A 25,223-nucleotide genomic window follows, 5' to 3' on the forward strand; every position below is an offset into this window, starting at 1 on the left:
GACATATCCTAGGGGACCGAAGGGGATAGGAAATTTTTTGTCGCAGCCGGTAAGGAAAGCTCAACTTCCGTCGGCGAAGGTGCGCATGTCTGGCGGGTAACTGAGCGATCCGTGAGATGCAGTGAAACAGCGACGTGTGGAGTTGAATCAAGATGAAGTCGCGGGATACGCTCATCCGCCTCAAGCGCTTTCAGGTTGACGAGAAGCGTCGTCGCGTGGCGCAGATCGAGATGATGATCGCCGAGTTCGACCGCATGGCGGCTGACCTTGACCGGGAAATCGCGGCAGAAGAGCAGAAGGCCGGCATCGCCGACCCGAACCACTTTGCCTATCCAACCTACGCGCGCGCCGCAGCCCAGCGTCGGGATAATCTTCGCCTTTCGGCTCAGAACCTGCACATCCAGCTCGACGATGCGAAGGCCGAACTTGGCGAAGCCTTCGAGGAACTGAAGAAGGCCGAAAGCCTGGAAGACCGCGAGCGGAGCCTGGATGCCGCCATCAGCCAGGCCGGACAGGCGCGCGCCATTCGCGCAACCGCCTGATCTTCCGCGCAAAGAGGGTTTCTTGAAAGGGTGCATCCTGACCGGACGCGCCCTTTCTTATTTCCGCGATCCCAGGACCGGAACATGGGGTGCCGCCTCCACCGGAAGAAATCCGAGGAGGCGCGGATCGTCCGCTACCTCAATGGCACGCCGATAGGGCGTGAAGCCCGAGCGTATATAGAAGGCGAGGGCGCTCGGGGAATCGAGCGTGCAGGTATGGACGAAGAAGCGCTCGATCGGCTGGGCAAAGGCACGGCCGATCGCTTCGTTTATCAGGAAACGTCCCGCCCCCTGGCCGATGAACCCGGGAATGAGGCCGAGGAAGGCCAGCTCGACCTCTCCCTCGGGTCGGAAGTCGAGTTCGAGCAGGCCGACATCACTGCTGCCGTCGTGCAGGGCGTAGGCCTCGACCTTGGGATCGTCGAGGATGGTCGCGAGCTTGTCGTCGGGCATCACCGCCCGGCTGAACCAGAGCCAGGGCTCGCCGATCGTCCTAAACAATGCCCGGTAGCGTCGATGGTCCTGGTCGATGCGCTGAAGGCTCCAGCTATCTGGCTTTTGGAACGGTGAGAGGGCGGGGCGCTCGCGCATCTCCAGATAGGTGACGATGGTTGCGATCTTGCCCGGCGGCAGGTCCGTATAGCCGTCGAGGTTGAGAGCCATTGCCGGTTCCGTTGTCATATGCCGATGCCTTTTGCAAAGCCGTAAAAGATAGGAGAAGTAATGCTTGATAAGGGCATTGCCTCCCAACGTCACGCTTCTTCCGGCAGCGCTTCCAACCGGCCCGGCATCCTCCACGAAAATTGCTCGGCCTCTATCCCTTCAGACCGGTGCCAGCATTGGACCTTATGTCATGCCGCAGCAAGGCATAATCCCCTTGCGGAGCAAAGGGATTGTGGGCACAGAGGAGACCGATGAGGGAGTTCTGCCGGCTCGATGAAGAATGTGCGTGAGTTCATTTGGCCCGTGATCGGGCTGCTGGCAGTCGTCGTGTCAGGCTGGCTTCTTTATCGTGAGCTGCGTGGCATGTCCCTCGACGATGTCTGGGATAGTCTGACGGCCGTTCCGCCTCAGCGCTATGCCCTGGCGGCGCTCTCCACCCTCGTCGCCTACGCTGCGCTCGCTTGGTACGACCGGATCGCCCTGCTGCACTTGGGCGTACGCCATATTTCGTGGTTGTTCGTGTCGATCACCTCGTTCACGACCTATGCCCTGTCCCATAACATCGGCGCCTCGGTCTTCTCCGGTGCCGTCGTGCGCTACCGGGCTTACACCTCGAAAGGCCTGGGCGCTCCCCAGATCGCCGTGCTGGTGGCCTTGTGTTCCTTCACCTTCGGCCTCGGCACCATTCTCCTCGGCGGGGTCGTACTGGTCGCCGATCCGACCCTGCTGCACCGTCTCGAAGACCTTATGCCGTCGATGCTCACCAATCCGGCGACTGCCCGCGTCGTCGGCTTCCTGCTTCTCGGCTTCGTTGCGCTTTATGTGGTCGGTTCCATCCTGCATCTCCCGCCGCTCGTCATCCGCAAGGCCAAGCTGGAATATCCCCGTCCTGCCGTCATGACGCGCCAGTTGATTGCCGCCCCGCTCGAGCTTCTGGGAGCCGCCGGCATCATCTATTTCGTGCTCCCGGCCCATCTCGAGCCTAGCTTCATTATCGTGCTTGCCGTCTTCCTGGCGTCGTTCTCGGCTGCGCTCGTCAGCCACGCTCCCGGAGGGCTAGGCGTGTTCGAGCTCGTCTTCCTCACGGCCATGCCGGACATCCCTAAGGCGGACGTGCTGGCGGCGCTGATCATCTTCCGGCTCTTCTACCTCCTGATCCCCTTCGGCCTCTCGCTCGTTGTCGTCCTGATGTTCGAGCGAGCACGACTGGCGCAGGCCTGGCGCGGCCGGATAGCGGCCGCGGACGGATCCGTGCCGCCACCGCCCCTGTCCTCCTCCGATCAATGACCCATTCCTGGCGACGGCTGCGCTTCGGCCTCTCGACGCTGCTTGGCGTCAAGCAGCTCGGCTTCTTCATTCCCTATCGCTATGCCGAGAGCGTCGAGCCGCAGGATTACCCGGCGCTGCGTCCGTTGTTCGAGGCAGCGTGGCCGCGTTTTTCCGGGGTGCTGGAGGCTATCGAGAGCCATGCGGACGATCTGCGTTCCATCCTGCAGGGCAGGGGACCGGCACGCTTCGATCAAAGCTGGTTTCCCCGTCTCGATGCGGCTGCCGCTTATGCCATCTCTCGCCGGGAGAAGCCGCGGCGGATCGTGGAAATCGGCTCCGGTCACTCGACGCGTTTCATGGCCCAGGCGGTGCTGGACGAGGAGTTGTCCACCCGGATCACCTGCATCGATCCCGCTCCCCGGGCTACGTTAAAGAAGCTCAATGTGGAGCATCGGCAGGCTCTCCTGCGGGAGGCGGACCCGGCCGTGTTCGAGGCGCTTGAAGCCAGGGACATTCTCTTCATCGATTCCAGCCACATCGCCATGCCCGGCACCGATGTGGATCGCCTCTTCCTCGACGTGCTGCCGCGCCTTGCCAGCGGGACGCTGGTCCATGTTCACGACATCACGCTGCCCTATGCTTACCCGGAAATCTGGGACTGGCGCGGGTACAACGAACAACTGCTCGCCGGTGCGCTCCTGCAGGGCGGTGGTTACGAGCTCGTCTTCGCGAGCCATTATGTGGTGAGAGACGTCAGCTCGGCCCTGTCACGGGGTATCCTGTCCGAACTGCCGCTGGTCTCCGGCGCGCACGAGACCAGCCTCTGGCTGCGGAAGCGATAAAGCGCGAACCGTCCTTAAGCCACGGCCGTGGACCTCTGCCCCGGCTCCGGCACCACGATACCCGCCTCCATGTACTCGTTCAGCTTGTTGCGCAGGGTCCGGATCGAGATGCCGAGGATCCGCGCGGCGTGCGTCCGGTTGCCGAAGCAATAGGCGAGGGTGTCGAGGATCAGGTGGCGCTCCACATCGGCGATGGTGCGCCCCACCAGGATTCGCCTCAAGGCATCAACGGTCTGTTCCGCTTCAGGAGGGGGCTCCGAACCTGCATTCGCGTGGCATGAAGCTTGCTGTTCCAACGAAACCGGGATGCCAAGCACGATGTGAGCCTGCCTTAAGGGAAGTGATTCAGGAGTTTATGCTCATTGTATGGTTAGAAAGGTCTTAACGGCCTAGCTTCCGGCTAATGAAAAAGGCGCTGGCTCGGATGAGCAGCGCCTTTTTCATTGCGAACTCTCGGACGTGCTTATTGCCGGTATTGCTGAATACGCGTGGTGCGCAGGCCGGCCAGTCCATGCTGATCGATGGACATCTGCCAGCTTAAAAATTCCTCGGTGGTCAGCGTGTAGCGCTGACAGGCTTCTTCGAGGCTCAGCAGTCCGCCGCGGACAGCAGCGACAACCTCGGCTTTGCGACGGATAACCCAGCGGCGGGTGCCGGAGGGGGGAAGGTCGGCAATCGTCAGGGGACTGCCATCGGGCCCAATGACATACTTGACCCTTGGGCGGTGGGGTTCGGTCATGATACGCTCACACAAAAATTCAACGACCTTTGACAGGCTCGAACCTACGCGACGGGACTTAATGTTTTCCTAAGCCCATCAGGTGGTTACGAGAATGCCTAAGCTTAGCCATAAACGTTAACGTTGGCTTATTACCGCACACTTTCCCTTTAAGAATTGTGGCGCAAGAACATCGGACCCAAAAATGGACTTGCACTTTTGGGATCCATTCCGATGCTCATCCTTTGAGCTGGCCCATCGTTCTGTGCGGACCCAGAGGGCCGCGTCAGCGACCCGAAGGGCCACGCCAGTGAAAACCGGGTCCACTTTTCCGCACGATGCGCTATAGAAGGGCTTTGAAACCCCTCCCGTGCGCCGCCTTGAACGGCGCCTCTGGATGGAAACATGCTCAATTCGCTAGACCTTCCCACCGATCCCTCGAAGACCCGCGTCGTGGTTGCGATGTCCGGCGGCGTGGATTCGTCGGTCGTCGCAGCCCTGCTCAAGCGCGAGGGTTACGACGTCCTCGGCATCACGCTCCAGCTCTACGACCATGGCGCCGCCGCTCACCGCAAGGGCGCCTGCTGCGCCGGCCAGGACATCTACGATGCCCGCCGGGTGGCGGAGGCCATCGGCATCCCCCATTACGTGCTCGACTATGAGGCCCGCTTCCGCGAGGCTGTGATCGACCGCTTCACCCAGAGCTATCTGGCGGGCGAGACGCCGATCCCCTGCGTCGAGTGCAACCGCTCCATCAAATTCCGTGATCTCCTGGAGACTGCCAGGGAGCTCGGCGCCGATGTGCTTGCCACGGGCCATTACGTGGCAAGCCGCGCCCTGTCAGACGGGCGCCGTGCGCTCCACCGGGCAGCCGATCCGGACCGGGACCAGAGCTATTTTCTTTATGCCACCACCCCGGAGCAGCTCGACCTTCTGCGCTTCCCCTTAGGCGAGTTGCCCAAGGAGAAGACCCGCGAGCTGGCGCGCGAATTCGGTCTTACCGTGGCGGAGAAGGCCGACAGCCAGGACATCTGTTTTGTGACGCAGGGCCGCTACAGCGACGTGATCGAGCGCTTGAAGCCCGGTGCCGTGCAGGGCGGCGAGATCGTTCATGTGGATGGCCGCGTGCTCGGCCGCCACGAGGGCATCATCCATTACACGGTAGGGCAGCGGAAGGGGCTCGGCCTCTCCGTCGGCGAGCCGCTCTATGTCGTGCGACTTGAGGCCAAGGAGGCCCGGGTGGTGGTCGGTCCCCGCGAGGCTCTGGCCACCCGTCTGATCCGCGTGACGGACATGAACTGGCTCGGTGACGTGCCCCTCGAAGCCTTGGGCGAGAAGGGGATGGAGGTGGCTGTGCGCGTCCGCTCCACCCGCGAGCCGCGTCCGGCCACGCTGAGATCCACAGGAACTCACACGACGGTCGAGCTGTTTTCGGCCGAAGATGGGGTGTCTCCCGGTCAAGCTTGTGTCATCTATGAGAGCGATGCTCCCCGGGCACGTGTGCTTGGCGGGGGTACCATTGCTCGCACGCTAGCCGAAGCCGCACCCGCCGCGGCCTGAGGTGCTTACCTAGGGATAGTTTATGACGGATGGAGCGACCACCGTCCTGATGCGCAAGGCCTATGCGCGTTGGGCTCCGATCTACGACCTCGTCTACGACAAGCTGACCGAGCCGGCGGCTCGTGCGGCCGTGGATGCCGCCGTCGCCTGCGGTCCCAAGGTGCTGGAGGCGGGTGTCGGCACGGGATTGTCCCTCGGCTACTACCCCAGGCATGCCGAGGTTTACGGGGTCGATCTCTCCAAGGACATGCTCCGCCGCGCCCAGGACAAGGTCGAGAAAAGGGGCCTCAGTCACGTGAAGAGCCTGCAGGTGATGGACGTCACCCATCTCGGCTTTCCGGATGAGAGCTTCGATGCCGTCACGGCCCAGTTCATCATCACCCTCGTGCCGGAGCCCGAGACGGCCCTCAGCGAGTTCATGCGCGTGCTGAAGCCGGGCGGCGAGATCGTGCTCGCCAACCATTGGGGCCAGCCTTCGGGCCCGATCGCGGCCCTGGAGGAGCTGGCCTCACCCGTCGTCAAAGCCATCGGCTGGAGCTCGGCCTTCAAGGCGGCCCGTGTCGAGGATTGGGCGCGCGGGACCGGCCGCATGGAGGTCGTGGAACTGCGGTCCCTGTTCCCGGTTGGGTTCTTCAAGCTGATGAGAATCAGGAAGAAGGCCTGAGGGCCGCCATACTGGCAGGGGGCTTGAGACCGAGGTGACTTTCGGGGCTCGGGCCCTATTTGCATGGGAGCGGCGACCTGTTCAGCACGAAAGCCATTCCCATGCGCCTCTTCATGTTCACTTCCCAAGCCAAGGACGACCTGCATGCATTTGCGGGCGATGAGGCAGGCAGCAAGCTTCCGGCCAAATATGCGCCCTGGGGGCTGACCGGCACGCTGGGCTCCCGCGAGGCCCCGCCGCACAAGTTCTCCCGCAAGACCATCGAACACGCGATTTCGACCGATGGCTTTCAGCTCTGGCGCATGAAGCCGAAGGGCTGACGGATCTGCGGGCTGGAACTTTCGGAGCCTATCAAAGGACGGCTTTCACAAATCCGCAGCTTAGGCGCGCGTCTTTCTTGACACTGGGGGGCAACCTTCCCTATATCGCCCATGCCTGACGCGGGGCTAAGCCCCGCTTCCCGGGGCGGAGTAGCTCAGTTGGTCAGAGCAGAGGAATCATAATCCTTGTGTCGGGGGTTCAAATCCCTCCTCCGCTACCATCCCTTTCCAAGATAAAATGTACGTGCGGTCCGCACGGCGACGTGCCCGGAGCCATGCTCGGATGCAGTCGGGGAGCAACTGTAATTTGGTTCGTCTTTAGGACTTGCCGCGGTCGCCTCTGAGACGACCAACACTTCCCTTAAGCGCGGATCAGGCCGCTTCATGCGGGAGAAGTGTACCCTGAAATTTGGCTCCGTCCTCCGGACTGCGCACGCAGTTCCGGCCTGCCGCTTTCGCCTGATAGAGCGCCTGGTCCGCAGCATCGAGGAAAGTGGCCCGTTCGCTTCCGCGCGACGGCTGGACTGAGGCGATCCCTATGCTGGCCGTCACCATCTGATACGGGCTGCCTTCATGCGCGATGCCCATGGCGATGATGGTTTGGCGAATGTTCTCGGCAATCAACCGAGCGCCGGCAAGATCCGTCTCGGGCAGGACAATGGCAAATTCCTCTCCGCCATATCGAGCTGCGACATCGCGAGGGCGGCGGATATTGGTCTCGAGCGTGCTGGCGATCCCCCGGAGAACTTCATCGCCTCGCCCATGACCATAGCGGTCGTTAAAGCTCTTGAAATAGTCTGCATCGACAAAAAGAAGCGACAGGACTGAGCCGGAACGAATGGCTTGACGCCACTCACGCTCGAAGGTTTCGCGGAAGGCACGACGGTTCGGCAGCCTCGTCAGGTCATCGGTTCGCGCAATGCGCCGGAGCTTGGTTTCCGCTCTCGTGCGGCGTTTCAATTCACGCTGAAACAGATACGTGAGTCCGACGACGGCGCAACACAGCGCGAGTGTCGCAAGGCTGAGGACGAGAGCCTTTCGTTGCCAGGCCGAAAAGATCTCATCAACGGAGAGAGCAACGGTGAGAACGAGCGGATACTTGTTCAACCGTTCGAAGGAGATGATGCGGCGAACGCCATCGATCGGCGAGATCGAGTCGAAGGTGCCGGATTTCGCCTGGAGGAGGCGCTGGACATGCGGAGAGGTACCCAGGTCCTGATTAATCTGGCTCGCATCATAAGGGTAGCGCGTCAGCAGGGTGCCATCATAGCGGAAGAGATTGATGGCTCCTTGCTGGCCGAGGATCAGATTGTCGAACCGTTGATTGATGGTGGCCAGGGGCATCGATCCCATCACAACCCCAGCAAAGCGTCCGGCTGAATCCGATAACCTCCGGCTGAATCCGATGCTGAGGTCGCCACTCCGTGTTCTGCTCGCGAAGGGGCGGCTGACATACAGACCGATGTGGTTGTTCTCTTTGTGCGCGACGAAATACTCGCGATCCGAAACATTGAGAGACCGCGAGGCGATGACAGGACCGGCATCGGCGATGAGATTACCGTCCTGATCCACGACCAGCAGCGTTCCCATGAAGGAGGCCGAGGCGGCGCGATCAAAGAGCATCCGGTATTGAAGGTCTGGAGGGAGTTGTTGAACGCCGAGATATCTCAGCCCCTCCATTGCTCCCTTCAGCGACAGATCGAGCAGCTCGAGGTTGCCGTCGAGATCGCGCGCGATGGTGGTCAGCACATTTCGCGAGGATTTTTCAGCCTCATGCCATGTATTCTGGCGATCCATCCAAAGCGTATGCGCCGAAATCCCGAGGATGCCCAGGGCGATCACGCCTGCAATCAGGTGTAAGTAGACTTCTGAGAACAGACGTTTCATTCGGCGCTGCACAAATCTCGTTAGAATATATTCTATAGACGATCCTAATAGATTGTTACAACGCGGGAGTGTGAAACTATTTGATAGGCAATTGCTCTAACAAGATTGGCCTTCAAGCTTCACAGTGCTGCTTTACGCGAGATAACGTTGCAATATCTGTATCGATTATTAACATAGATCAGTCTCGTGAGGCGTATGTTCTTTGTTTGAAGGTTGCCGCTTCTTTCTCGGGTGAGTAGGTCGCTCTGATTTGCGAAAAAACCTCGGGCGCAGTCGAGATTTTGTCGACTGCGCCCGATTGGTTCGAGGTTTATCGTGTTTTCTTGCCTCGCCTCGAGAGCATGTTCAGCGCCTCGATCAAGGCCGAAAATGCCATCGCGGCGTAGATGTAGCCCTTCGGCACATGGGCTCCGAAACCTTCCGCGATCAGAACCATGCCGATCATGAGCAGGAAGCCCAGAGCCAACATGATGATCGACGGATTGGCCTGGATGAAGCGGGCGAGGGGATCCGCGGCCAGAAGCATGACGGTTACGGCGGCCACGACAGCCACGACCATGATCGGTACATGATCCGTCATGCCGACGGCCGTGATGATGCTGTCGATAGAAAAGACCAGGTCTAAGAGCAGGATCTGCACGATCGCTGAGGCAAAGCTCATCTGAGCCTTTCCGCTTTCAAAGAGGTCAGGTCCATGATCGGGATCGACATTGTGGTGGATCTCCTTGGTCGCTTTCCAGACCAGGAACAGACCACCTGCAACCAGAATCAGGTCACGCCAGGAGAAACCATGGCCGAAAGCGGTAAAGATGGGCTCTGTGAGCTGGACGATGATCGCAATGGTTCCAAGCAGACCCAAGCGAAGGATAAGGGCAAGACCGATACCGATGCGCCGGGCCTTCGTTTGCTGATGGGCGGGCAGCTTGTTGGTCAGGATCGAGATGAAGATCAGGTTATCGATCCCGAGCACGACTTCCATCACGACAAGCGTGGCCAGGGCAGCCCAGGCCGCCGGATCCGCGGTCAATGCCAATATGTAGTCCATGAAGCTCTTCCTATAATGTCATGACCTTATTTTGGTTATTGCCGAGCTTGCGCAAGGGGTTGGACTGGATCCCGTCGTTGCTTGCTGCTTTCACAATTGGCTGATCTCGATATCCGAGCCGTTGAAGCGGAAGCGGCTGCACCCACATCTTCCAACAATGAGCATTGAAGCCGCGTCACCGTCGACTATGCAAAATTGACTTTGGTTCCAGTGCTTTAGTTCCTTTGTTGGCCATGCGGCGCCGGCGCAATGGAACCGCCCATGGCAGGAGGAGCGTTCCCTCATGGAATGATCTGGAGGCATGTCATGGCAGGATTTTCAGTACGTTGGCTGGTGACTGCCTCGCTTGTGGGAGTTTTGGGAAGTCCCTTGGCGGCTCTTGCCCAAGCGGGACGCCCCTGGGTTGACCCTCCGCCCGAGTCCGACACCAAGACCCAGGCGCCAGTGTCAGTACCGTCGGCCCTTCCCGCGACACCGCCCGCTCAAGCCGCCGGTCCCAATTCGGCTCCTTCCCCCGTCTCATATCCGACAGAGGCCAAGGCTGCTGACTCTCAGCCGGCTGACGAGACCGCATCGCAGAAAACAGCAACCGACGATCAAACGAAGCAGAAACCAGTTGTTGAGCGCAAGACGCGCGCTTCCTCTCAGCAGACTAGCTCGTCTGGACGCCAGAGGAGGGAAGGGCAAGTTGTGCGCCGGCGCGCAACCGGCACGCAGGTGTCGCAGGCACAGCCTCGTAGCGCCATTGAACGGCGTGCACGGGTTATGCGTTACGGATCGGTTCAGGAAGGGCTGGACGCGGGTCTTCAGGTGATGCGACTGCGAACCATTCAACTGCCTGACGGTCGTCGGATCGATGTCCTGACTCGTCCCGATCAGGATATCGCATCCGGATTGCCGGACGGCTACTAAGCGGCTGAGATCAGCTAACTTGTTTGGCCTGCTGGTGCGGGAGCTTGAACGACGTCCTGTCGGTATTGTGCCGCGATCTCTTCTGCGCGACGGCGGATGTCGAGCCAAAGACAACGCTCTCGTTGCGCATCTGCGAGGGCACGGTGTACCGCAGGCCCACGTTCCTCATAGCCGCGTTGGGCCTGCACAAGAATGTCCCGCATGAGTGTGCGATGAAGATCGGCTGGAATGTGAGCGTCCCGCAACATGTCACGCATGATCCTTCTATGAGCCATTTCGGTATCCTCAAGACGTAGCGCGTGGCGCGGCAATCCTGCTGTGCGCAGGAGCTTGCTCAGCCACTTTCCATCCCATGATGGCGCCGTCGCATAGAGGGTACGCCCTGCCAGAACCGATACCATGCGTTGAGCGACATCTTCGAGCGATGTTCCCTTGGCTCTCAGCTGCTCTCTGGAAATGCCGTGAATTCTTCCCGCTTTGACATCCCAATCGGTCCAGGATGCAGCGGGCCTGATGAGATAGCTCTCCTCCTCGCCACTCGCGAAAACCCAGGCAACCTCGATTGGATAGCCCTGTTTGCCGAGAGAGGAGGCCTCGAAATCAAGGAACACGATATTCGACAGATCAGGCATCGTGAATCAACTCACACGTGTCTGCATTCGTTCGACTGGTTTAAGTCATTATCTTGACCTGGAAATGCAGAAGGAGAGTGTCGTTCCCTTGCGCTGCCCAGCATGCAGGCGATTAGCCGGAAATGCATTGACACGGAACTGCCTGATCTGATTTTCGAAGAATCCCGCATCGTCAATATCGCACAATCCTTAAGGGTCCGTGCGACGATTCTGATGGTTCAGGACTGACGTTGTCGTAGCAGCGGACTAGCGCGCGCTGGACGATGTGAATGCGGCGGACGCGGATACTGAACCGGTCGCTATGGGGTCGCTGGTGCCTGTTCTGAGAGTGTGCAATAAGCCCTTGCGCTTGGCTTCGTAGTAATAGCCGCCGGCATAAAGTGCGACTGCGCGATCCGGATTGCCGCCTGCGACGTTGTAGGCGTTCGCCAGATAAGGGACTGCGTACGTCAGATTGGTATTGGCATCAAGAAGTCCTGAGACCGTTCCTCTGTAGCCCATGCCGCGCGCTGTAGCATAGCGGATCTGCATGAGACCGAAATTGCCCCGACTGGAGGCCCGTGGATTGTAGCCGCTCTCGCGTTTAATGACGCGGTGTATCAATGTTTCAGGAATGCCATGAGCCCTGGCGTGTTGCGCAACAAGTGCATCAATTTGGGCTCGTTCGGATGCCAGTGCAGGCAAGGTGCAAGCGATCGCCGCACACGCGAGAACAAGACGAGAAATCATGAAGGTCCCCTTGTTTGAGGAAATTTCTCGTCACCAATCGTGGCAATTGGACGTCAGCTTGGCTGTAAGGACCTGTCGAGCAGCTACCAATGCGATGCATCTCGCCAAGATGCCACTCATGGCAATAGCGCCTTAAGCGTAAGCTGTTTGGCAGATGCCTTGCAGACACCATCCTTCAGAGATGCAGTTGCCGCTCTCCCAAAGAGGTAGTGATACGGCGGTATGGAAGTGCGTGCAGATTATCGATTCTTATTGCTTTGCAAGAAATTGCTGAGGTTCAGAAGGTCAATGTAGCTGACTTATCCGGTTCAGCTTTTGGCATGAAAGCAGGGGGCGGACTGGTGAATAATTGTCGTGCCCAACGAACTGCGTCAAATATTTCACGCAAGCGAGTAGAGATCAGCAGATACTCATGTGCGAACGGCGACAACTTGATCAAAATACCAGATTCCAACCCGAGTCTTACGCCGCATCAGAAGTAAGAATAGCTCCGAGCGAAGGGATCATTAAGCAAGGGGTATTCCACGCTCTTATGAGTTAAAGCTCGCTTTTGAAAGTAGTAATGCTTTGTTTAGTCCCTAGGGGGTATCTCGCAAGCCGAAATAGTGGAACGACTTTAGGTGAAGCAGTAGTATTTAATTGGGCTGTATCCGGCGCTTTTCAGAATTCGCGCCTCGCTTCCACTGTTATTCAGCAGGAACAGCCTAATGCAAATTAGTGTTTTTGGAATTGGCTATGTCGGCGCCGTTTCCGCGGCATGCTTAGCCAATGATGGCCATAACGTCATTGCAGTTGATCCAAATCCTCAGAAAGTCGGCCCTCTCAACGAAGGCATTAGCCCGATCGTCGAACCTGGATTGGGAGACCTGATCCAAGGGGGTATCCGCAGCAAGCGCCTGATGGCGACAAGCGATGTGCGCGAGGCTATTCAAGGGACGGATCTATCTTTCGTATGCGTCGGAACGCCCTCGCGCTCGAACGGCTCTCTCGACACGGCCTATGTGAGCGCTGCCGCTGAGCAGATCGGCGCGGCCATTCGAGAGAAGAACGCTTTTCACTCCGTCGTCATGCGGTCGACCATCCTGCCAGGCACGATGGAGAGCATTGTTCTACCGGCAATTGAGCGTGCTTCAGGGCGTCAGGCCGGCGTGGGCTTCGGCATTGCCTATTACCCAGAGTTCCTGCGGGAAAGTACTGCCATCGCCGATTACTATGATCCAGGTGCGATCATCTTCGGGCGTCACGATCAGCCGACGGTCGAACGTCTGCTCGAGCTACATAAGATCTTCAAAGTCGAACCGAGGATCGTCTCTATTCGTACGGCGGAAGCCGTCAAGTACACGAACAACGCATGGCATGCTCTCAAGATCAGCTTTGCGAACGAGATCGGCAACATCTGTAAGGAAGCTGGAATTGACGGCCATGCGGTTATGGAGGTTCTGTGCGCAGACACGCGGCTGAATATCTCCAAGGCTTACCTGAAGCCGGGATTTGCATTCGGCGGATCATGCCTTCCCAAGGACCTGAGGGCTTTGCGCTTCGCAGCGCGCAAGCTGGACGTGCCCACACCCATTCTCGACGCCACGATGGAGGCGAACGAAGAGCAATTGCGGCGTGCATACTCGATGGTCGCTGCTACCGGAAAACGCCGGATCGGCATCATTGGCTTAAGCTTCAAGCCTGAAACGGATGACTTGCGGGAAAGTCCATTAGTCGAGCTTGCAGAGCGTCTTTACGGGCGCGGCTACGATATTCGCATCTACGATCCGAACATCCAGGTCTCGAAGCTGACCGGAGCCAACCTCCAGTTCGTCAAAGCGCATCTTCCTCACCTTACCTCCCTTCTGACTGCTGATATCAACGAAGTCATCGATCACGCGGAAGCCTTCGTTCTCGGCAATCGTGATGAAGCCAAGCGGCTCATGGCAGCCTTGAATGACGATAGGCCGCTCATCGATCTCGTGCGCATCGACCAGACAAGGTGTTCCGGTGACCTTTATCAAGGAATCTGCTGGTAGCGGCGGCGCCCGGCTGTCGGAGTCGGTGGGGGCACATGTGCTTTATGTGGTGGCCGTAGCAGCATTCGCTGCTGCGCTCCCATCCCAGGCCTATAGTGCCGTGAGCGCCGGGATGATCGGAACCATCGGGTTCCTGGCCATCTGGCGCTATGGATGGGGCTTCCTGCACTTCGTCCGTGCCCTCATCTTCCGTAAAGTGCGCTTCCCGCGAATGCGGGAGGCCGCAGACGCGGCGGTAGCCCAGGCGCCTCCTAATGCCTTTCTGCTGGTGACGACATTTCGGATCGACAGCACAGTCACCGCGCGTGTCTATCGCGCCGTCTTCGAGGCCGCGCTGGCGGCGCCCGGAAGAGCGACGGTCGTTGCTTCAGTGGTGGAGGCCGGCGATCAGCGGCTCATCAAAAGCTTGTTCCGGATAGTTTGCGGCGATACCGGCAACGTCGATCTTGTGATGGTGAGAATTGCAGGGACAGGAAAACGGGATGCTCTTGCCTACGGATTCAGAGCGATCGCCCGTCGTGCTCCTGCCGACGATGACGTCGTCGCCGTCATTGATGGAGACAGCATTGTTCCGTCCGATCTGGTGCGGAAATGTGCAGGGTTCTTCCAGCTCGATCCTCAAGTCGGAGCCCTGACGACGGATGAACTGAGCGAGGTCCGTGGCCGCCGCATCTTTCAGGAATGGTATTCTCTCCGCTTTGCTCAGCGCCATACTCTGATGTCGTCGGTCGGATTGTCGGAACGCGTTCTGACCTTGACAGGCCGCATGGCAATGTTTCGCGCGAGCATCATCTGTAACCCCGAATTCATACGCCAGGTCGAGCTCGACTATATCGATCACTGGCGCCTTGGCCGGTTCAAGTTCCTGACGGGCGATGACAAGTCAAGCTGGTTCTGGCTACTTCGGAATGGCTATAAGATGCTCTATGTGCCCGATGTCGTCGTTCTGACCGTCGAGGATCCTCCATCCGAGAGCTTCATCTCTGCGGCCGCGATGCTGATGGTGCGCTGGTTCGGCAACATGCTGCGCACAAACTCGCGGGCTCTCGCGCTCGGTCCACGGAAAATCGGGCTGTTTACGTGGTGGGCGATTCTTGATCAGCGGATGTCGATGTGGACGTCTCTTGTCGGATTTGTGATCGCTCTGCTCGCCGGAATCTTCATCAGCGGCTATGCGCTCCTCCTCTATGCTCTGTGGATTCTGGCATCGCGGTATGTGCTCACCCTGTCTCTTTTGGCGTCGCGGCCAAGGGTATCCGTATTCTATCCCTTCCTCCTTTACTTCAATCAGATTTTCGGCTCGCTGGTCAAAGTTCATGTCACGTTCCGTCTGGATCGGCAGAAATGGACACGACAGAAGACAGCCTCGGCGAAGGTGGCGAAGCGCCCCCTCATCGCGAGTAATTTCATGTCGGCATGCATGCATAGCCTTGCACTGGTTGCATTTGTGACGGTTCTTGCTTGGAGCATAGACGTGCTTCCGACACCGAAGCCGATGCTCTTTATCCCTTAAAGCGAACGGTATCGATTTGGAGCTTGAGGCAATGACGAAGATCACGCACGAGGCTGAGGTTCAAAGACAGCATCCTCGATACCGAATCCCCATCCGATGCATCCACAATGGGACGCAGATTTCCGTTGTTGACGTCTCTGTCGGAGGGATCGGCCTGAGGACAGGATCGTTTGGCGTCAAGCCCGGTCGCGTGTTTGAGCTCACACTCGTCTTTCCGTTCAGCGGCTATGAACTCTCCCTGCCCATCAACGCCGAGGTCCGCTATGTCGCCGAAGAGCATAGCAGAGTCGGCCTTCGGTTCGTCGATGTCTCACCGCGGCAACACAATCTTCTCCGGTTCGTCCTCGACGCCTATCTTGCCGGCGAGATTGTCGATGCGGGTGATGTCCTGGATGTCGCCGCGCGACGCAATGAGGGGAAAACCCGTGATGTTCCCCAGCGTCCTCAACCTCAGGGATTCTTCGCCCAGCTGACCCATCATGGGCGCAGTGCCGCAGGCTATGTCGGCGTCGGCGTCGCGACGATACTTCTCATCGGCTTCATCGGCATGGGGATCTTCGAGCGGATGTATATCATTCCGGCTCAATCGGCCCAGATCACCGCTGATCTCGTCACCGTGCCTGCCCCTTCGAATGGTCAGGTCACATTCATTGCCGCTGGCAACGAAGTAAAGTCAGGCGAGCCGCTTTTGACGATCCAGGGGCCGCAGGGCACCAGCGTCGTCATCGACAGTCCCTGCAACTGCATCGTTCAGACTCGTTATAGCCGGGCTGCCAACTTCGTCCGAGAGGGAGCACCGATCCTGGCACTTCGCGAGAAGACGAGCACTCCTTACGTCACCGCCAGCATTCCTCATGATCAGCTTCTGCGCTTCTACCGTGGAGCCAGCGCCGTGATCGAATATGCCGATGGCACACGCGTGCGGGAGAGCCAGATCGAGCGCTTACCCTCCCTCGCCAGCGACGCCGCCTCGACCGGCCCCTTCATCGTGAAGCTCGCGCCGGGGCGCGAACTCGAAATGTCCTCCATCGGGCAGCCGGTATCGGTTGTCTTCAATACCTTCTCCGGATCTTCAGTTGCCGCTACAGCCAGCAAACTTCAAGCGGCAATGATGTGGGCCGGGGAAAAGATCAGTGCCGTCTTCGGACAGGATAACGAAGTGGCAGCGGCAGCAAAAAAGGCCAGAGAGCCGGATGTCGACAGTGGGAGGCGCCTTGCCGGACTTAGACCCCAGGAATGATCCGCTCCGGATCACGTTTCGAAGGTCATACTTGAAGATCTTGGAGATTAGAAATGGACAACATCATCCCGGTTCTGATGTGCGGTGGCTCCGGCACCCGACTTTGGCCGGTTTCACGTTCCAGCGAGCCAAAGCAGTTTCATGCCCTTTCCGGTGAGGTCAGCCTGTTCCAGCAGACTGTTCAGCGGTTCCGCACCGAGCAGTATGCAGAGCCGATTATCGTCGTGAATACGAATCATCGTGATCTCGCCTTGCGGGAAATCAGGCAGTTGAACACGGGGGCCGCACGGTTGCTGGTTGAGCCATGCGTTCGCAGCACGGGACCGGCAATTGCGGCCGCAGCGGCTTTGATCGCGGAGGAGGATCCGGATCGGCTGATGCTTGTTGCTCCAAGCGATCACATCATGGAGAAAGCCGACATTTTCTCTCAGGCCGTTGCGCAGGCCGCACAAGCCGCGCGTCAGGGACGGATCGTACTCTTCGGCATCCGTCCTACGCATCCGGAAACGGGGTTCGGCTATATCAAGCTCGACGAAGCTTTCGACCATGCGAGCTTCAAGGTTGCAGGCTTTGTCGAGAAGCCGGGACGCGCTGTCGCCGAGGCGCTGGTCGCCGGGGAGCGGCACCTCTGGAACAGCGGGATCTTCATGTTCACCGCTCGCACGATCCTTGATGAACTCGATCGACATGCGCCTGAAGTTCTGGCTTGTGCCCGTCGCGCTCTCGCGACGGCTCAACGGGGCAATGATACCATTCGCCTCGCGGCAGAGTTCGATACGGCGCCCGTCATCTCAATCGACTACGCCGTCATGGAGCGCAGCGATCGACTCGTCTGCATTCCCGTCGCGCCCAAGTGGAGGGATCTTGGCTCGTGGTCCGCGCTCTGGGATATTGGTTCTAAGGACGGGAATGGGAATGTGTCCCGTGGTGATACGCTGCTCCAGGATGTGCGCGACAGCTATGTTCACGGAAATTCCCGCCTTGTAGCAGTCATGGGCGTCGAGAAGATTGTCGTGATCGACACCGCTGATGCCGTTCTCGTCGGTTCGTTGGATCAGGCTCAGAACGTCGGCCGCCTGGCGGCTGAGCTTTCCGCTTCGAAGCGCTCGGAGGCGGCTCTTCACCGGAAAGTGCGCCGACCCTGGGGGTCCTATGAGTCCTTGCGTGTAGGTGAGACCTTCCAGGTCAAGCACATCGTCGTGGATGTGGCGGGACGTTTATCGCTGCAATACCATCACCACCGCTCGGAGCATTGGACCGTCGTTTCGGGAACCGCACGGGTTACCGTCGGCGAAAGGGTCTTCGTCATGACGGCAAACGAGTCAGTCTATATCCCGAAGGGAGATGTCCATAGGCTCGAGAACATCGGCGATGAGGAGTTACACCTGATCGAGGTTCAGTGCGGCACGTATCTCGGCGAGGACGACATCGTGCGTCTGGAGGATCAGTATGACCGTATCGTCACGAGCTGACGGTCAACGTCGCCTGAAGATAACTTCTCTCGTCCTGTCGATGGTGCTTGCTTCCGGCGCCATGGCGCAGGATGGCAATGAGGTCATGCGCCTGGCGGAAGAGGCTCGCCAAGCCTTCGTCGCCGCCGAGCAGAACAACGCCAGCTCGAAGCAGAAAGCCGCTCTTTATCAGGTTGTCCGGGCAAGGATCAAACTCCTGGAAAAATTCGCCGGCCAAGGCACTCTTGGCTCAGGTGAGCTCAGGGATGGGGCCCGTGCGGAGCTCACCCGTCTGGCTGACGAGGGGCTCGATCACGACATGGTTAGCGCAATGCTTCTCCAGGCTTCGCTCGGGGACCTTGCGGGAGTCCAGATCGGAGCTGATCGAGTGGAGGCCGGGGTGATCCTTCACCAGATCGCAAGCGAGCAGAGATCGCCGGCCTACCGGGCTGCGGCCTTTGTTGAAGTCGCTTATGCGTACACCAAAGCGGGTCTTCAAGGCCGCGCATTAAGGTATGCATCTCTGGCGCTGGAAACGGCTGGGTCGATCTCAGAAGCCGGTACGCGCTCGGGTGCCTTGAATGCGGCGGCTCGCGCTGCATCGGGTCTCGGCACTCCTGGGTTAGCTTTGGCAAACCGCGCCATTGGTTTGATTCCAACTGCCCGTGGCCAGGCCTATGCGCGCCACGCGCTGGCACGGGAGCAACTCAAGGGCACCGCTTTGGAAAAGCCGACAGAAGCCAAATTGAGGGTCGAAGCCAAGAAGCGTATGGCGGTGGGAGATCGAACGGCCGGTGTTTCTTTGGCCCTCGCATTGCCGGACAGCAAGGATCGAGATGAAATTCTCTCAGCATTACTTGAAACCGCCATCGAGCGTCAGGACCGAGAGGTTGCTCTTGCGGCGGCACAAGGTTTCTTCGATAGCTCCAGGCAGCAGGCGGCCTTAGCGGTTATCGTAAAGAATGACGTGGGACGCGGGGCGCCGCTCCGAGCTGTCGAGCTCGTCAATAGCATGGAGGAAGGGGCCGGAAAAACTTCATTCCAGCTCATCGTTGCCACTGAACTGAAGAAAGCCGGCTATGACAAAATGGCCGAACAGCTTTCCCCTTCAAGCAATGACGATTCTGTCAGGAAGACTGAAATCGGCGAGACAGGGTGGAAGACCGAAGGCGATTTGCGCATTCCCTCGGAAGTCAGGAATCTTCTCGAGCGGAGACATCGCAACCACGTTTCTGATGCTTTGTTGAGAGATGCTCTCAGTCAAGTATCCAACGACGATGACAAGGTAAACATCGCCTTTGAACTTGCCGCGCTGCTCGACACCGGAATGCATGCTGCTGATCTCCTCCGCTCCGTCGGAGACGATCGGGTTCGATCGAAGGCCTTTCGACGTGTGGCCGAGATCCGGGCCAATCAACTCATGATGCCTAAGAGCGATCAGCCCGGTGAACATCCTGAGGATGTCGGTGCCGTTGTTTCTCCGGCGGAGGAGACCGATCAGGAGATCCAGACCCGCAGAGGTCTTGCGCTGATCAAGATGGATACGGCCAAGCCGACAATTATTCGAGTTTCGATGCCGAGCAAGTTTGCAACCTCGGCCGATATACGAGCAAACATGCCCTGGCCTGGCGGTGCCGTTGTCGCGAGCACCTTTGCCAATCATAATCCCTATATTGCGAAATTCCTCGAAGATAGCGAGGGTGGGGGCACGCGTCTCGAACAGGCGATCCGGTATCAGGGTTTGCCCTCACCGCGGATCATCGTCGTTCAGAGCGGAACTGCGACCTTGGGCATGGTCGCGCGTCAGTTGCAGGGAACCGATGCACGCGATCTGATCGCCCATGACGGCGATGCCCTTATCATACGAGCCCCCATCTTCGTTGCTCCCGGTGCGACGCTCATCCTGTCGCGCCTGGACATGCCGGTTTACAAATTAAGCGCCATTGCCGGAGCTTTCATCGTCAATGCGGGCGAAGTCGACATCGTCGATGCGGAGATCGTAGGTTACGACGAAAAGGCAGGGCAGCCTTTATGGTCCGACAATGAGAAGTCGGGTCTGTTTCGCCCTTTCCTTCTGACCTGGGGGGATGGCCGCATGAATGTGGCATCCTCTGTTCTGACCGCCCTAGGCTATGACAGCGTCAAGTCATTTGGGTTGACTTATTCGTCAGGTCCGGATCGTGTTGCCGAGTTGCGGGACCAGGCACGTCCTACAGGAACTATCGTCGATAGCGTGTTTCGGAACCTCTATGTCGGCTTCCACTCCTATGACGCCGAACGAATCCAGGTTGTCGGAAACGAATATCGGGACAGCATCGTCTACGGAGTGGACGCCCACGATGGATCCGAAAGGGGCGTCATTGCCTTCAATACAGTCTACGGAACCATGCTCAGACATGGGATTACAGTGTCTCGTGATGCTGATGACAGCTTGATCGTCGGCAATCTATCATTCGGCAATGCAGGCTCAGGAATCATTCTCGACCGCAACAGCACGAACAATATCCTCTACGCCAACAGTTCATTCCAGAATACCCAGGATGGAGTGACCCTCTTCGAGAGTTCCTGTAATGTACTGACGAACAACCATCTTGCGGGAAACAGGCGGGATGGATTGAAGATTCGCAACAGCTTTGATGTTGCGGCATACGGAAACAGGATCGACGCGAACGCCAATGCCGGTGTCAGCGCCTATATCGCAAACATTCCCAAATCCAAGGGATCGGATGGCCAGGGAGGCGATGCCGGGCATTACGCCCCCTTGACCAGTCTATCTCTCAGAAACAACAGCTTCTCTTCGAACGGGGTCGGAATCAATACGCAGGGCGTTTCGGGCCTGACAATGTTTTCCAATCGTTTCGTGAAGCAATCCAGACGGTTGCTCGGTGGGGATATCCGTGGGTTGGAAGGGCCGATCCTGCGCCTTGCCTCCCAGGCCGATGTGCTCATCGCGAGCGCTTGCCGACCAGCGAAGCCCGTATCGTCCTGTCGGCTCAGAGATATGGGGTACTTCGAGGGAGAGGCCGATCTTCAGATATTCAACGCTCATGCCGGATCCGACTGCACCGATATCAATGGAAGCGTTCAACACCGGGCCTTCTCAAGTTCGTCTCAAGGGACCTAGGAACAGCATGAGACGGATTCTTGTCTTCTCGGTCTTGAGCCTACTTGCAACGGTGCCGTCCTACGCCCAGACGAACGGGCAGGGGCTGTTCGATGTGGACGCCCGGCGCGCGGCACTTGCACAGCCAGCCCTCGCGAGTATCCGAGCCGCGTGCCTTGCAACTCCTCGCGACCCTGCTTGGACCAACCTCAAACCAGTCGACGGACTCAAAGCAGCCGATGTCTCCGGTACAGATGGAGGCGCAAATAACTATGCGTGGGCTGTGATGGTGCTGGCCGGACGGACCCTGGCTGGAGATCCTGCCTCGGAGATGTCTCTGCGAGATCTTCTGCTCTCTTGGGCTAGAGCGAGAGCTTTCGAGAACACGGAAGTCGACGGTGACAGCTACTATGGGGTGGAGCGCGCACTTCTGCCGACCATCGCGGCCTATTCCGTCTTGAATCGTGGCTTGGACGAGAGTCAACGGCGGATCGTTTCGGCGTGGATCGATTCTCTCGTTCGCAAGATCGATCAGGCTTTCGACACCGATGCCGGTCACGACCATCAGCATTCCTTGACCGACAGCATTCGTATGGCTTGGGGCGCCGTCGCGGGGGACGATACTCTCTATGACAAAGGCCTCCGCGGATATCGCGCTGTCCTGGCAGAGGCGCGTCCCGATGGAAGCTTGGCCCTGGAAACGCATCGGGGCGCCCGTGCCCTATGGTTCATGCGCCACTCATTGACGAGCCTGACCGTCATGGCCGAGATCGCTGCCACGCGCGGGACGGATCTCTACGGCATTCGTGAAGGCGCCGCGAACTATGATCGCCTTCTTTCATATCTCCTCAACGGCATTACAGAGCCTGGGGTGGTCATGGCCTATGCCTCGGAGAACGATAACCCAGGTGCAGAAGCGGATTTTCGCCGTCAGGACATGAACTTCATGACGAAGCGCAATCAAGGACGTCATTACATGGCCTGGGTAGAGCCTGTCGTGGCTCGGGAGCGGGCTGGACTTGCCACGAAAAGACTCAAGACGCTGTTGACGCGCAGTCTCCGGCCTGACCGGCCACTCATCGATGAACTCGTCGGCGGTAACGCCACATGCTTTTGGGGGCGTTGATGGACCGATCACCTCTACGGCTGCTCAGCATTCTCATAGTGCTGACGTGTCTTTCGCCCCTTCCGGCATTGGCTCAAGGAGTGACCGAGGTTGAACTGCGAGATCGGTTTCGCAGCCTCATGGAGAGAGTGGAACAGCTGAAGCAGCGCGACGATCCGGCCGCTCTCATGGAACGAGCTCAGCTGCTTCAAGATGGCTTGCCCGTGAGCGAAACGAACCCGCTCAAAGTCCCGCAGGTGGATGACGCAATTCGGCTTTACGATCAGGCCCTGACGATGCCAGGGGCTCACTGGCCGTCGGCGGCATTACGGCGTGCCAAATTGATGCTGACGCGCGACAAGGATCAGGCTTCCGTAGAGCGAGCAGCCGAATTGCTGCGTCGTGCCGCAGCCCTGCAGAACCATGAGGCAGCCTTTGTCCTCGCCGGCCTGATGGAAGCCGGGATCGGAGGCAAGCAGGATCCGGAGGGGGTCAAGAATCTCTATCAGATCGCTCTTCGGTCCGAGTACGGCCCGGCCGGCCTCGAACTCGCTCGCCTTGAGACTGACCCGACAAAGGCGAACATCTTCGCGTCTCAGGGACTAAGGCTTCTGTTCCAAAAGGCGCAGCAAGGATCGGCCGAGGCAGCCAGGATTTTGGCCGATCATTATCGGACGACCGCTAACGGGCCGGAAAGGATGAGCGCCGCCGTCGAGTGGTATCAGCGCGCCACAGACTTGGACGACGGCGAGGCTGCTTTGCGCTTGGGGCGCCTGCGCGCCGATCCGAAGTCGGCGTTGCGCCAGCCGCAGGAGGCGAGAATTGCCTTCGAGAAGGCTGCCCAGCGCGGATCCATCGAGGCAGCCATGATCCTTGCGGAGGATCCTTACAACGGCGCAGCGCTCGGCGTGCAGGCAGGCGTGGCCGATCTCTGGCTCAATCGAGCCATCGAGACAAAGGCTCCCCGGGCTCTGGTCCTCGCGGCAGAAATCCGCAGCCAGTACGGACCTGATGGACGCGAGGTGGCGAAAGGGCTTCTCGCCGAAGCCGTTCGACGTGTTGATGATGACGTGACCGCTCTGCTTGCGCTAGGCCGTCATCTTCGCGATGGCGTTCTCATCGACCGTGACGTGCCTCTGGCGCTTAAGCTATTCGACAGGGCGGCGACCAACGACAACTTAACAGCATTCTACGAGTTCGCGCGCACTGCACTTGCTTATCAGGATGCTGCGACGGACAGTATGCGCAAGACGGCGATCGAGCGCCTTCGGACAGCGGCTGAGCACGGCCATGTGAAAGCAGCGGTCACCATGGGAGACGCCCTTTTGCGGGGCAGTGGAGTATCGGAACCCCAGGCCGAGGCCCTGCGCTGGTATCTGAGGGCAGCCGAAAGCGGATCGCCGGTCGCCTATGTCCGTCTCGGCGATCTTTATGCCAGCCGATCTTCCGGCATGGAAGCGCCACAGGCCCTGGAATGGTATCGCAAGGGCGCCGCGACCAACAGTGCGATTGCCATGACCCGGCTGGGCAAGATGTTCAACGACGGCAGGGGGGTGCCGCAGGATCAGGCGCTGGCTGCGACTTGGTTCAGTCGTGCGGCGGCAGCCGGTAGCGGTTCTGCCATGGTAGAGCTGAGTGAGCTCTATTCACGGGCTGGAGGTCCGGGCCATTTCAATCTGGCGCGCGACTCGCTCGAGAAGGCGATCAAGGCCGGTGATGCCCGTGCTCCGATCGCCCTGGCCAAACTCTATCTTGCGCGCGGCGAGCGCACGTTGGCCGAAGCGACGCTTAGAAAGGCGGCCGAGAGCGGAAGTCCTGAAGCGGCCTTGCAGCTCGCCGAGGTTTATCTCTTACATCAGCCGACGGCAGAACAGCAGAATGCAGCCCGCCGGTGGCTTGTCGCCGCCGAGAAGGCGATGGCTGGCGATGACGGACAGTTGGGCAGGATAGCCCTTTTATATCTCAATTTCCCTGATGCAGGCTCGATCGAGCATGGTGCGTCCGTACTGGAAACATTGGTTCGACGAAACAACGCGGAGGCCATGACGCTTCTGGCAACGGCGCTCCTGCAGGGGACAGGGGTGAAGCGCGATCCTGTGCGGGCAGAATCTCTCCTCCGGCGAGCCGCACAGCTCGGTCACGACGGGGCACGTTTCATCCTTGCCAAGGCCTATCGTGATGGCGATGGCGTTCCTCGCGATCCTGTCCGGGCCATAGCCCTCTATCGGGAGATCTATAACGAGGAGCCTGGCGACACCAAGGTGCAAATCGCGCTGGGAGATGCCTATGCCCGCGGCGTGGGCGTCACTCAGGATCGCAAGCTGGCAGCTGAGTTTTATGCCCAGGCTGCGCGCCAGGGCGATCGGGATGGGCAGATGCGTCTTGGTATGGCGTATCTCTACGGCGCGGGAGTGGAGCGCGACAGCCGAGAATCTGAGCAATGGCTAGCGATGGCCGGTGAGGCCGGACAGAACGAAGCGAAGATCCAACTCGGCAGCGCCAAACTATCCGGCCTGGGTGCAGCTGTCGACGCCGAAGGAGCGTTCGCCTCTTATCTGCGCGCGGCAGAGGGCGGATCCCCCATTGCCATGATCGAGGTTGCGCGTGCCTTGATGAACGGGGTCGGTACGCAGGCTGATCCAGCTCTTGCCAAGACATGGCTGGAGAGAGCAGCGAGTCTCAATTCGTCCGACGCGATGTTCGAGCTCTACCGACTCAACGACATTGGCGCAAAGCCGAATGCGCGCGAAGCCGACCGTTGGCTTAAGCAGGCAGCCGAGAATGGGCATGCCGGCGCCATGTACAGGATGGCACTTCGCTACCAGCAAGCATCATCCGATAAAGATCGAGCGATGGCTCGGGGGTGGCTCGAGAAAGCAGCTCATGCCGGTCATTCGCAGGCTGCGAAAGCTCTTGCAAAACAAACAAATGCGACGCCGGGTTAAGAGCTTGAAGAATGACCGAAACCGGATGGCAGAAGACTGGACGAATGGGATGGGGCGGAGAACAG

Annotated in this window: 21 protein-coding genes, 1 tRNA gene and 1 pseudogene; 15 read left to right on the forward strand and 8 right to left on the reverse strand. The window is 59.1% G+C overall.

What is annotated here, in order from left to right; translation table 11 throughout:
* The first annotated feature begins 152 nt into the window (after positions 1-152).
* Positions 153-542 (forward strand): flagellar export protein FliJ, encoded by a 390-nt coding sequence (locus ACS5Q1_RS16655; protein ID WP_203442818.1) that lies wholly within the window; start codon positions 153-155, stop codon positions 540-542.
* Positions 543-599: 57 nt separating this feature from the next.
* Here ACS5Q1_RS16655 and ACS5Q1_RS16660 read toward each other — a convergent pair whose 3' ends face one another.
* Positions 600-1,205 (reverse strand): GNAT family N-acetyltransferase, encoded by a 606-nt coding sequence (locus tag ACS5Q1_RS16660; RefSeq protein WP_473099260.1) that lies wholly within the window; start codon positions 1,203-1,205, stop codon positions 600-602.
* Between the two features lie 273 nt (positions 1,206-1,478).
* Between ACS5Q1_RS16660 and ACS5Q1_RS16665 the strand changes: the two genes are divergently transcribed.
* Both ACS5Q1_RS16665 and ACS5Q1_RS16670 read left to right on the forward strand, forming a co-directional pair.
* On the forward strand, positions 1,479-2,492 hold the full coding sequence (locus ACS5Q1_RS16665; RefSeq protein ID WP_473099261.1) for a lysylphosphatidylglycerol synthase domain-containing protein: 1,014 nt from the start codon (positions 1,479-1,481) through the stop codon (positions 2,490-2,492).
* On the forward strand, positions 2,489-3,316 hold the full coding sequence (locus ACS5Q1_RS16670) for a class I SAM-dependent methyltransferase (protein WP_473099262.1): 828 nt from the start codon (positions 2,489-2,491) through the stop codon (positions 3,314-3,316). Before ACS5Q1_RS16665 ends, ACS5Q1_RS16670 begins: the two co-directional genes overlap by 4 nt.
* Before the next feature lie 14 nt (positions 3,317-3,330).
* On the opposite strand, the pseudogene ACS5Q1_RS16675 reads toward ACS5Q1_RS16670, so the two are convergent.
* Positions 3,331-3,534: pseudogene (locus tag ACS5Q1_RS16675) on the reverse strand (helix-turn-helix domain-containing protein); the annotation flags it as partial.
* A 245-nt stretch (positions 3,535-3,779) separates the two neighbouring features.
* Positions 3,780-4,055, reverse strand: a complete 276-nt coding sequence (gene sciP / locus ACS5Q1_RS16680; protein WP_099510864.1) for a CtrA inhibitor SciP — start codon at positions 4,053-4,055, stop codon at positions 3,780-3,782.
* A gap of 384 nt (positions 4,056-4,439) precedes the next feature.
* Here sciP and mnmA point away from each other — a divergent pair, with 384 nt between their 5' ends.
* The 4 genes from mnmA (at position 4,440) to ACS5Q1_RS16700 (ending at position 6,799) form a co-directional block, all read left to right on the forward strand.
* A complete protein-coding gene (gene mnmA / locus ACS5Q1_RS16685; protein ID WP_473099263.1) occupies positions 4,440-5,594 on the forward strand; it encodes a tRNA 2-thiouridine(34) synthase MnmA in 1,155 nt (384 codons plus the stop codon).
* 22 nt (positions 5,595-5,616) lie between these two features.
* The gene (locus tag ACS5Q1_RS16690) at positions 5,617-6,258 is read left to right on the forward strand and encodes a class I SAM-dependent methyltransferase (protein WP_473099264.1); all 642 of its coding nucleotides are present in this window, start codon (positions 5,617-5,619) and stop codon (positions 6,256-6,258) included.
* Between the two features lie 113 nt (positions 6,259-6,371).
* On the forward strand, positions 6,372-6,578 hold the full coding sequence (locus tag ACS5Q1_RS16695; RefSeq protein WP_246776759.1) for a hypothetical protein: 207 nt from the start codon (positions 6,372-6,374) through the stop codon (positions 6,576-6,578).
* Positions 6,579-6,722: 144 nt separating this feature from the next.
* A tRNA-Met gene (locus ACS5Q1_RS16700) sits at positions 6,723-6,799 on the forward strand.
* Positions 6,800-6,950: 151 nt separating this feature from the next.
* On the opposite strand, the gene ACS5Q1_RS16705 is transcribed toward ACS5Q1_RS16700, so the two are convergent.
* Positions 6,951-8,465 (reverse strand): sensor domain-containing diguanylate cyclase, encoded by a 1,515-nt coding sequence (locus tag ACS5Q1_RS16705; protein WP_473099265.1) that lies wholly within the window; start codon positions 8,463-8,465, stop codon positions 6,951-6,953.
* Between the two features lie 310 nt (positions 8,466-8,775).
* Positions 8,776-9,510, reverse strand: a complete 735-nt coding sequence (locus ACS5Q1_RS16710) for a TerC family protein (protein WP_473099266.1) — start codon at positions 9,508-9,510, stop codon at positions 8,776-8,778.
* Positions 9,511-10,200: 690 nt separating this feature from the next.
* Here ACS5Q1_RS16710 and ACS5Q1_RS16715 point away from each other — a divergent pair.
* On the forward strand, positions 10,201-10,422 hold the full coding sequence (locus ACS5Q1_RS16715) for a hypothetical protein (RefSeq protein WP_203442827.1): 222 nt from the start codon (positions 10,201-10,203) through the stop codon (positions 10,420-10,422).
* Positions 10,423-10,436: 14 nt separating this feature from the next.
* On the opposite strand, the gene ACS5Q1_RS16720 is transcribed toward ACS5Q1_RS16715, so the two are convergent.
* Positions 10,437-11,054, reverse strand: a complete 618-nt coding sequence (locus ACS5Q1_RS16720; RefSeq protein ID WP_473099267.1) for a 3'-5' exonuclease — start codon at positions 11,052-11,054, stop codon at positions 10,437-10,439.
* Positions 11,055-11,300: 246 nt separating this feature from the next.
* Positions 11,301-11,783 (reverse strand): transglycosylase SLT domain-containing protein, encoded by a 483-nt coding sequence (locus ACS5Q1_RS16725; protein ID WP_473099268.1) that lies wholly within the window; start codon positions 11,781-11,783, stop codon positions 11,301-11,303.
* A gap of 707 nt (positions 11,784-12,490) precedes the next feature.
* On the opposite strand from ACS5Q1_RS16725, the gene ACS5Q1_RS16730 reads away from it, so the two are divergent.
* Genes ACS5Q1_RS16730 through ACS5Q1_RS16745 form a run of 4 tightly spaced genes read left to right on the forward strand, consistent with a single transcriptional unit; the run spans position 12,491 to position 18,026 of the window.
* Positions 12,491-13,801 carry a nucleotide sugar dehydrogenase gene (locus ACS5Q1_RS16730; protein ID WP_473099269.1) on the forward strand — a complete coding sequence of 437 codons (1,311 nt, stop codon included), beginning with the start codon at positions 12,491-12,493 and terminating at the stop codon, positions 13,799-13,801.
* Complete coding sequence (locus tag ACS5Q1_RS16735; protein WP_473099270.1) at positions 13,773-15,314, forward strand: glycosyltransferase; 1,542 nt, start codon at positions 13,773-13,775, stop codon at positions 15,312-15,314. The genes ACS5Q1_RS16730 and ACS5Q1_RS16735 overlap by 29 nt, the downstream gene beginning before the upstream one ends.
* Positions 15,315-15,345: 31 nt before the next feature.
* Positions 15,346-16,554, forward strand: a complete 1,209-nt coding sequence (locus tag ACS5Q1_RS16740) for a PilZ domain-containing protein (RefSeq protein WP_473099271.1) — start codon at positions 15,346-15,348, stop codon at positions 16,552-16,554.
* A gap of 53 nt (positions 16,555-16,607) precedes the next feature.
* Positions 16,608-18,026 (forward strand): mannose-1-phosphate guanylyltransferase/mannose-6-phosphate isomerase, encoded by a 1,419-nt coding sequence (locus ACS5Q1_RS16745; RefSeq protein ID WP_473099272.1) that lies wholly within the window; start codon positions 16,608-16,610, stop codon positions 18,024-18,026.
* On the opposite strand, the gene ACS5Q1_RS16750 is transcribed toward ACS5Q1_RS16745, so the two are convergent.
* Positions 18,016-18,243 (reverse strand): hypothetical protein, encoded by a 228-nt coding sequence (locus ACS5Q1_RS16750; protein WP_473099273.1) that lies wholly within the window; start codon positions 18,241-18,243, stop codon positions 18,016-18,018. The two genes, ACS5Q1_RS16745 and ACS5Q1_RS16750, sit on opposite strands and share 11 nt — an antisense overlap.
* Positions 18,244-18,405: 162 nt before the next feature.
* Between ACS5Q1_RS16750 and ACS5Q1_RS16755 the strand changes: the two genes are divergently transcribed.
* The 3 genes from ACS5Q1_RS16755 to ACS5Q1_RS16765 all read left to right on the forward strand — a co-directional run bounded on the left by ACS5Q1_RS16755 (position 18,406) and on the right by ACS5Q1_RS16765 (position 25,158).
* Complete coding sequence (locus tag ACS5Q1_RS16755; RefSeq protein ID WP_473099274.1) at positions 18,406-21,129, forward strand: NosD domain-containing protein; 2,724 nt, start codon at positions 18,406-18,408, stop codon at positions 21,127-21,129.
* Between the two features lie 7 nt (positions 21,130-21,136).
* The gene (locus tag ACS5Q1_RS16760; RefSeq protein WP_473099275.1) at positions 21,137-22,234 is read left to right on the forward strand and encodes an alginate lyase family protein; all 1,098 of its coding nucleotides are present in this window, start codon (positions 21,137-21,139) and stop codon (positions 22,232-22,234) included.
* A 128-nt stretch (positions 22,235-22,362) separates the two neighbouring features.
* Positions 22,363-25,158 (forward strand): tetratricopeptide repeat protein, encoded by a 2,796-nt coding sequence (locus ACS5Q1_RS16765; protein ID WP_473099276.1) that lies wholly within the window; start codon positions 22,363-22,365, stop codon positions 25,156-25,158.
* Positions 25,159-25,223 lie beyond the last annotated feature (65 nt).

The organism is Microvirga sp. GN3 (assembly GCF_055792825.1).

Excerpts from the sequence above, each read along its gene's own strand:
- ACS5Q1_RS16670 (WP_473099262.1), top strand. The coding sequence starts at position 2,489 with ATGACCCATTCCTGGCGACGGCTGCGCTTCGGCCTCTCGACGCTGCTT.
- ACS5Q1_RS16705 (WP_473099265.1), bottom strand. The coding sequence starts at position 8,465 with ATGAAACGTCTGTTCTCAGAAGTCTACTTACACCTGATTGCAGGCGTG.
- ACS5Q1_RS16740 (WP_473099271.1), top strand. The coding sequence starts at position 15,346 with ATGACGAAGATCACGCACGAGGCTGAGGTTCAAAGACAGCATCCTCGA.
- ACS5Q1_RS16655 (WP_203442818.1), top strand. The coding sequence starts at position 153 with ATGAAGTCGCGGGATACGCTCATCCGCCTCAAGCGCTTTCAGGTTGAC.
- ACS5Q1_RS16690 (WP_473099264.1), top strand. The coding sequence starts at position 5,617 with ATGACGGATGGAGCGACCACCGTCCTGATGCGCAAGGCCTATGCGCGT.
- ACS5Q1_RS16665 (WP_473099261.1), top strand. The coding sequence starts at position 1,479 with ATGAAGAATGTGCGTGAGTTCATTTGGCCCGTGATCGGGCTGCTGGCA.
- ACS5Q1_RS16695 (WP_246776759.1), top strand. The coding sequence starts at position 6,372 with ATGTTCACTTCCCAAGCCAAGGACGACCTGCATGCATTTGCGGGCGAT.
- ACS5Q1_RS16745 (WP_473099272.1), top strand. The coding sequence starts at position 16,608 with ATGGACAACATCATCCCGGTTCTGATGTGCGGTGGCTCCGGCACCCGA.
- ACS5Q1_RS16720 (WP_473099267.1), bottom strand. The coding sequence starts at position 11,054 with ATGCCTGATCTGTCGAATATCGTGTTCCTTGATTTCGAGGCCTCCTCT.
- ACS5Q1_RS16725 (WP_473099268.1), bottom strand. The coding sequence starts at position 11,783 with ATGATTTCTCGTCTTGTTCTCGCGTGTGCGGCGATCGCTTGCACCTTG.
- ACS5Q1_RS16660 (WP_473099260.1), bottom strand. The coding sequence starts at position 1,205 with ATGGCTCTCAACCTCGACGGCTATACGGACCTGCCGCCGGGCAAGATC.
- ACS5Q1_RS16760 (WP_473099275.1), top strand. The coding sequence starts at position 21,137 with ATGAGACGGATTCTTGTCTTCTCGGTCTTGAGCCTACTTGCAACGGTG.
- mnmA (WP_473099263.1), top strand. The coding sequence starts at position 4,440 with ATGCTCAATTCGCTAGACCTTCCCACCGATCCCTCGAAGACCCGCGTC.
- ACS5Q1_RS16710 (WP_473099266.1), bottom strand. The coding sequence starts at position 9,510 with ATGGACTACATATTGGCATTGACCGCGGATCCGGCGGCCTGGGCTGCC.
- ACS5Q1_RS16730 (WP_473099269.1), top strand. The coding sequence starts at position 12,491 with ATGCAAATTAGTGTTTTTGGAATTGGCTATGTCGGCGCCGTTTCCGCG.
- sciP (WP_099510864.1), bottom strand. The coding sequence starts at position 4,055 with ATGACCGAACCCCACCGCCCAAGGGTCAAGTATGTCATTGGGCCCGAT.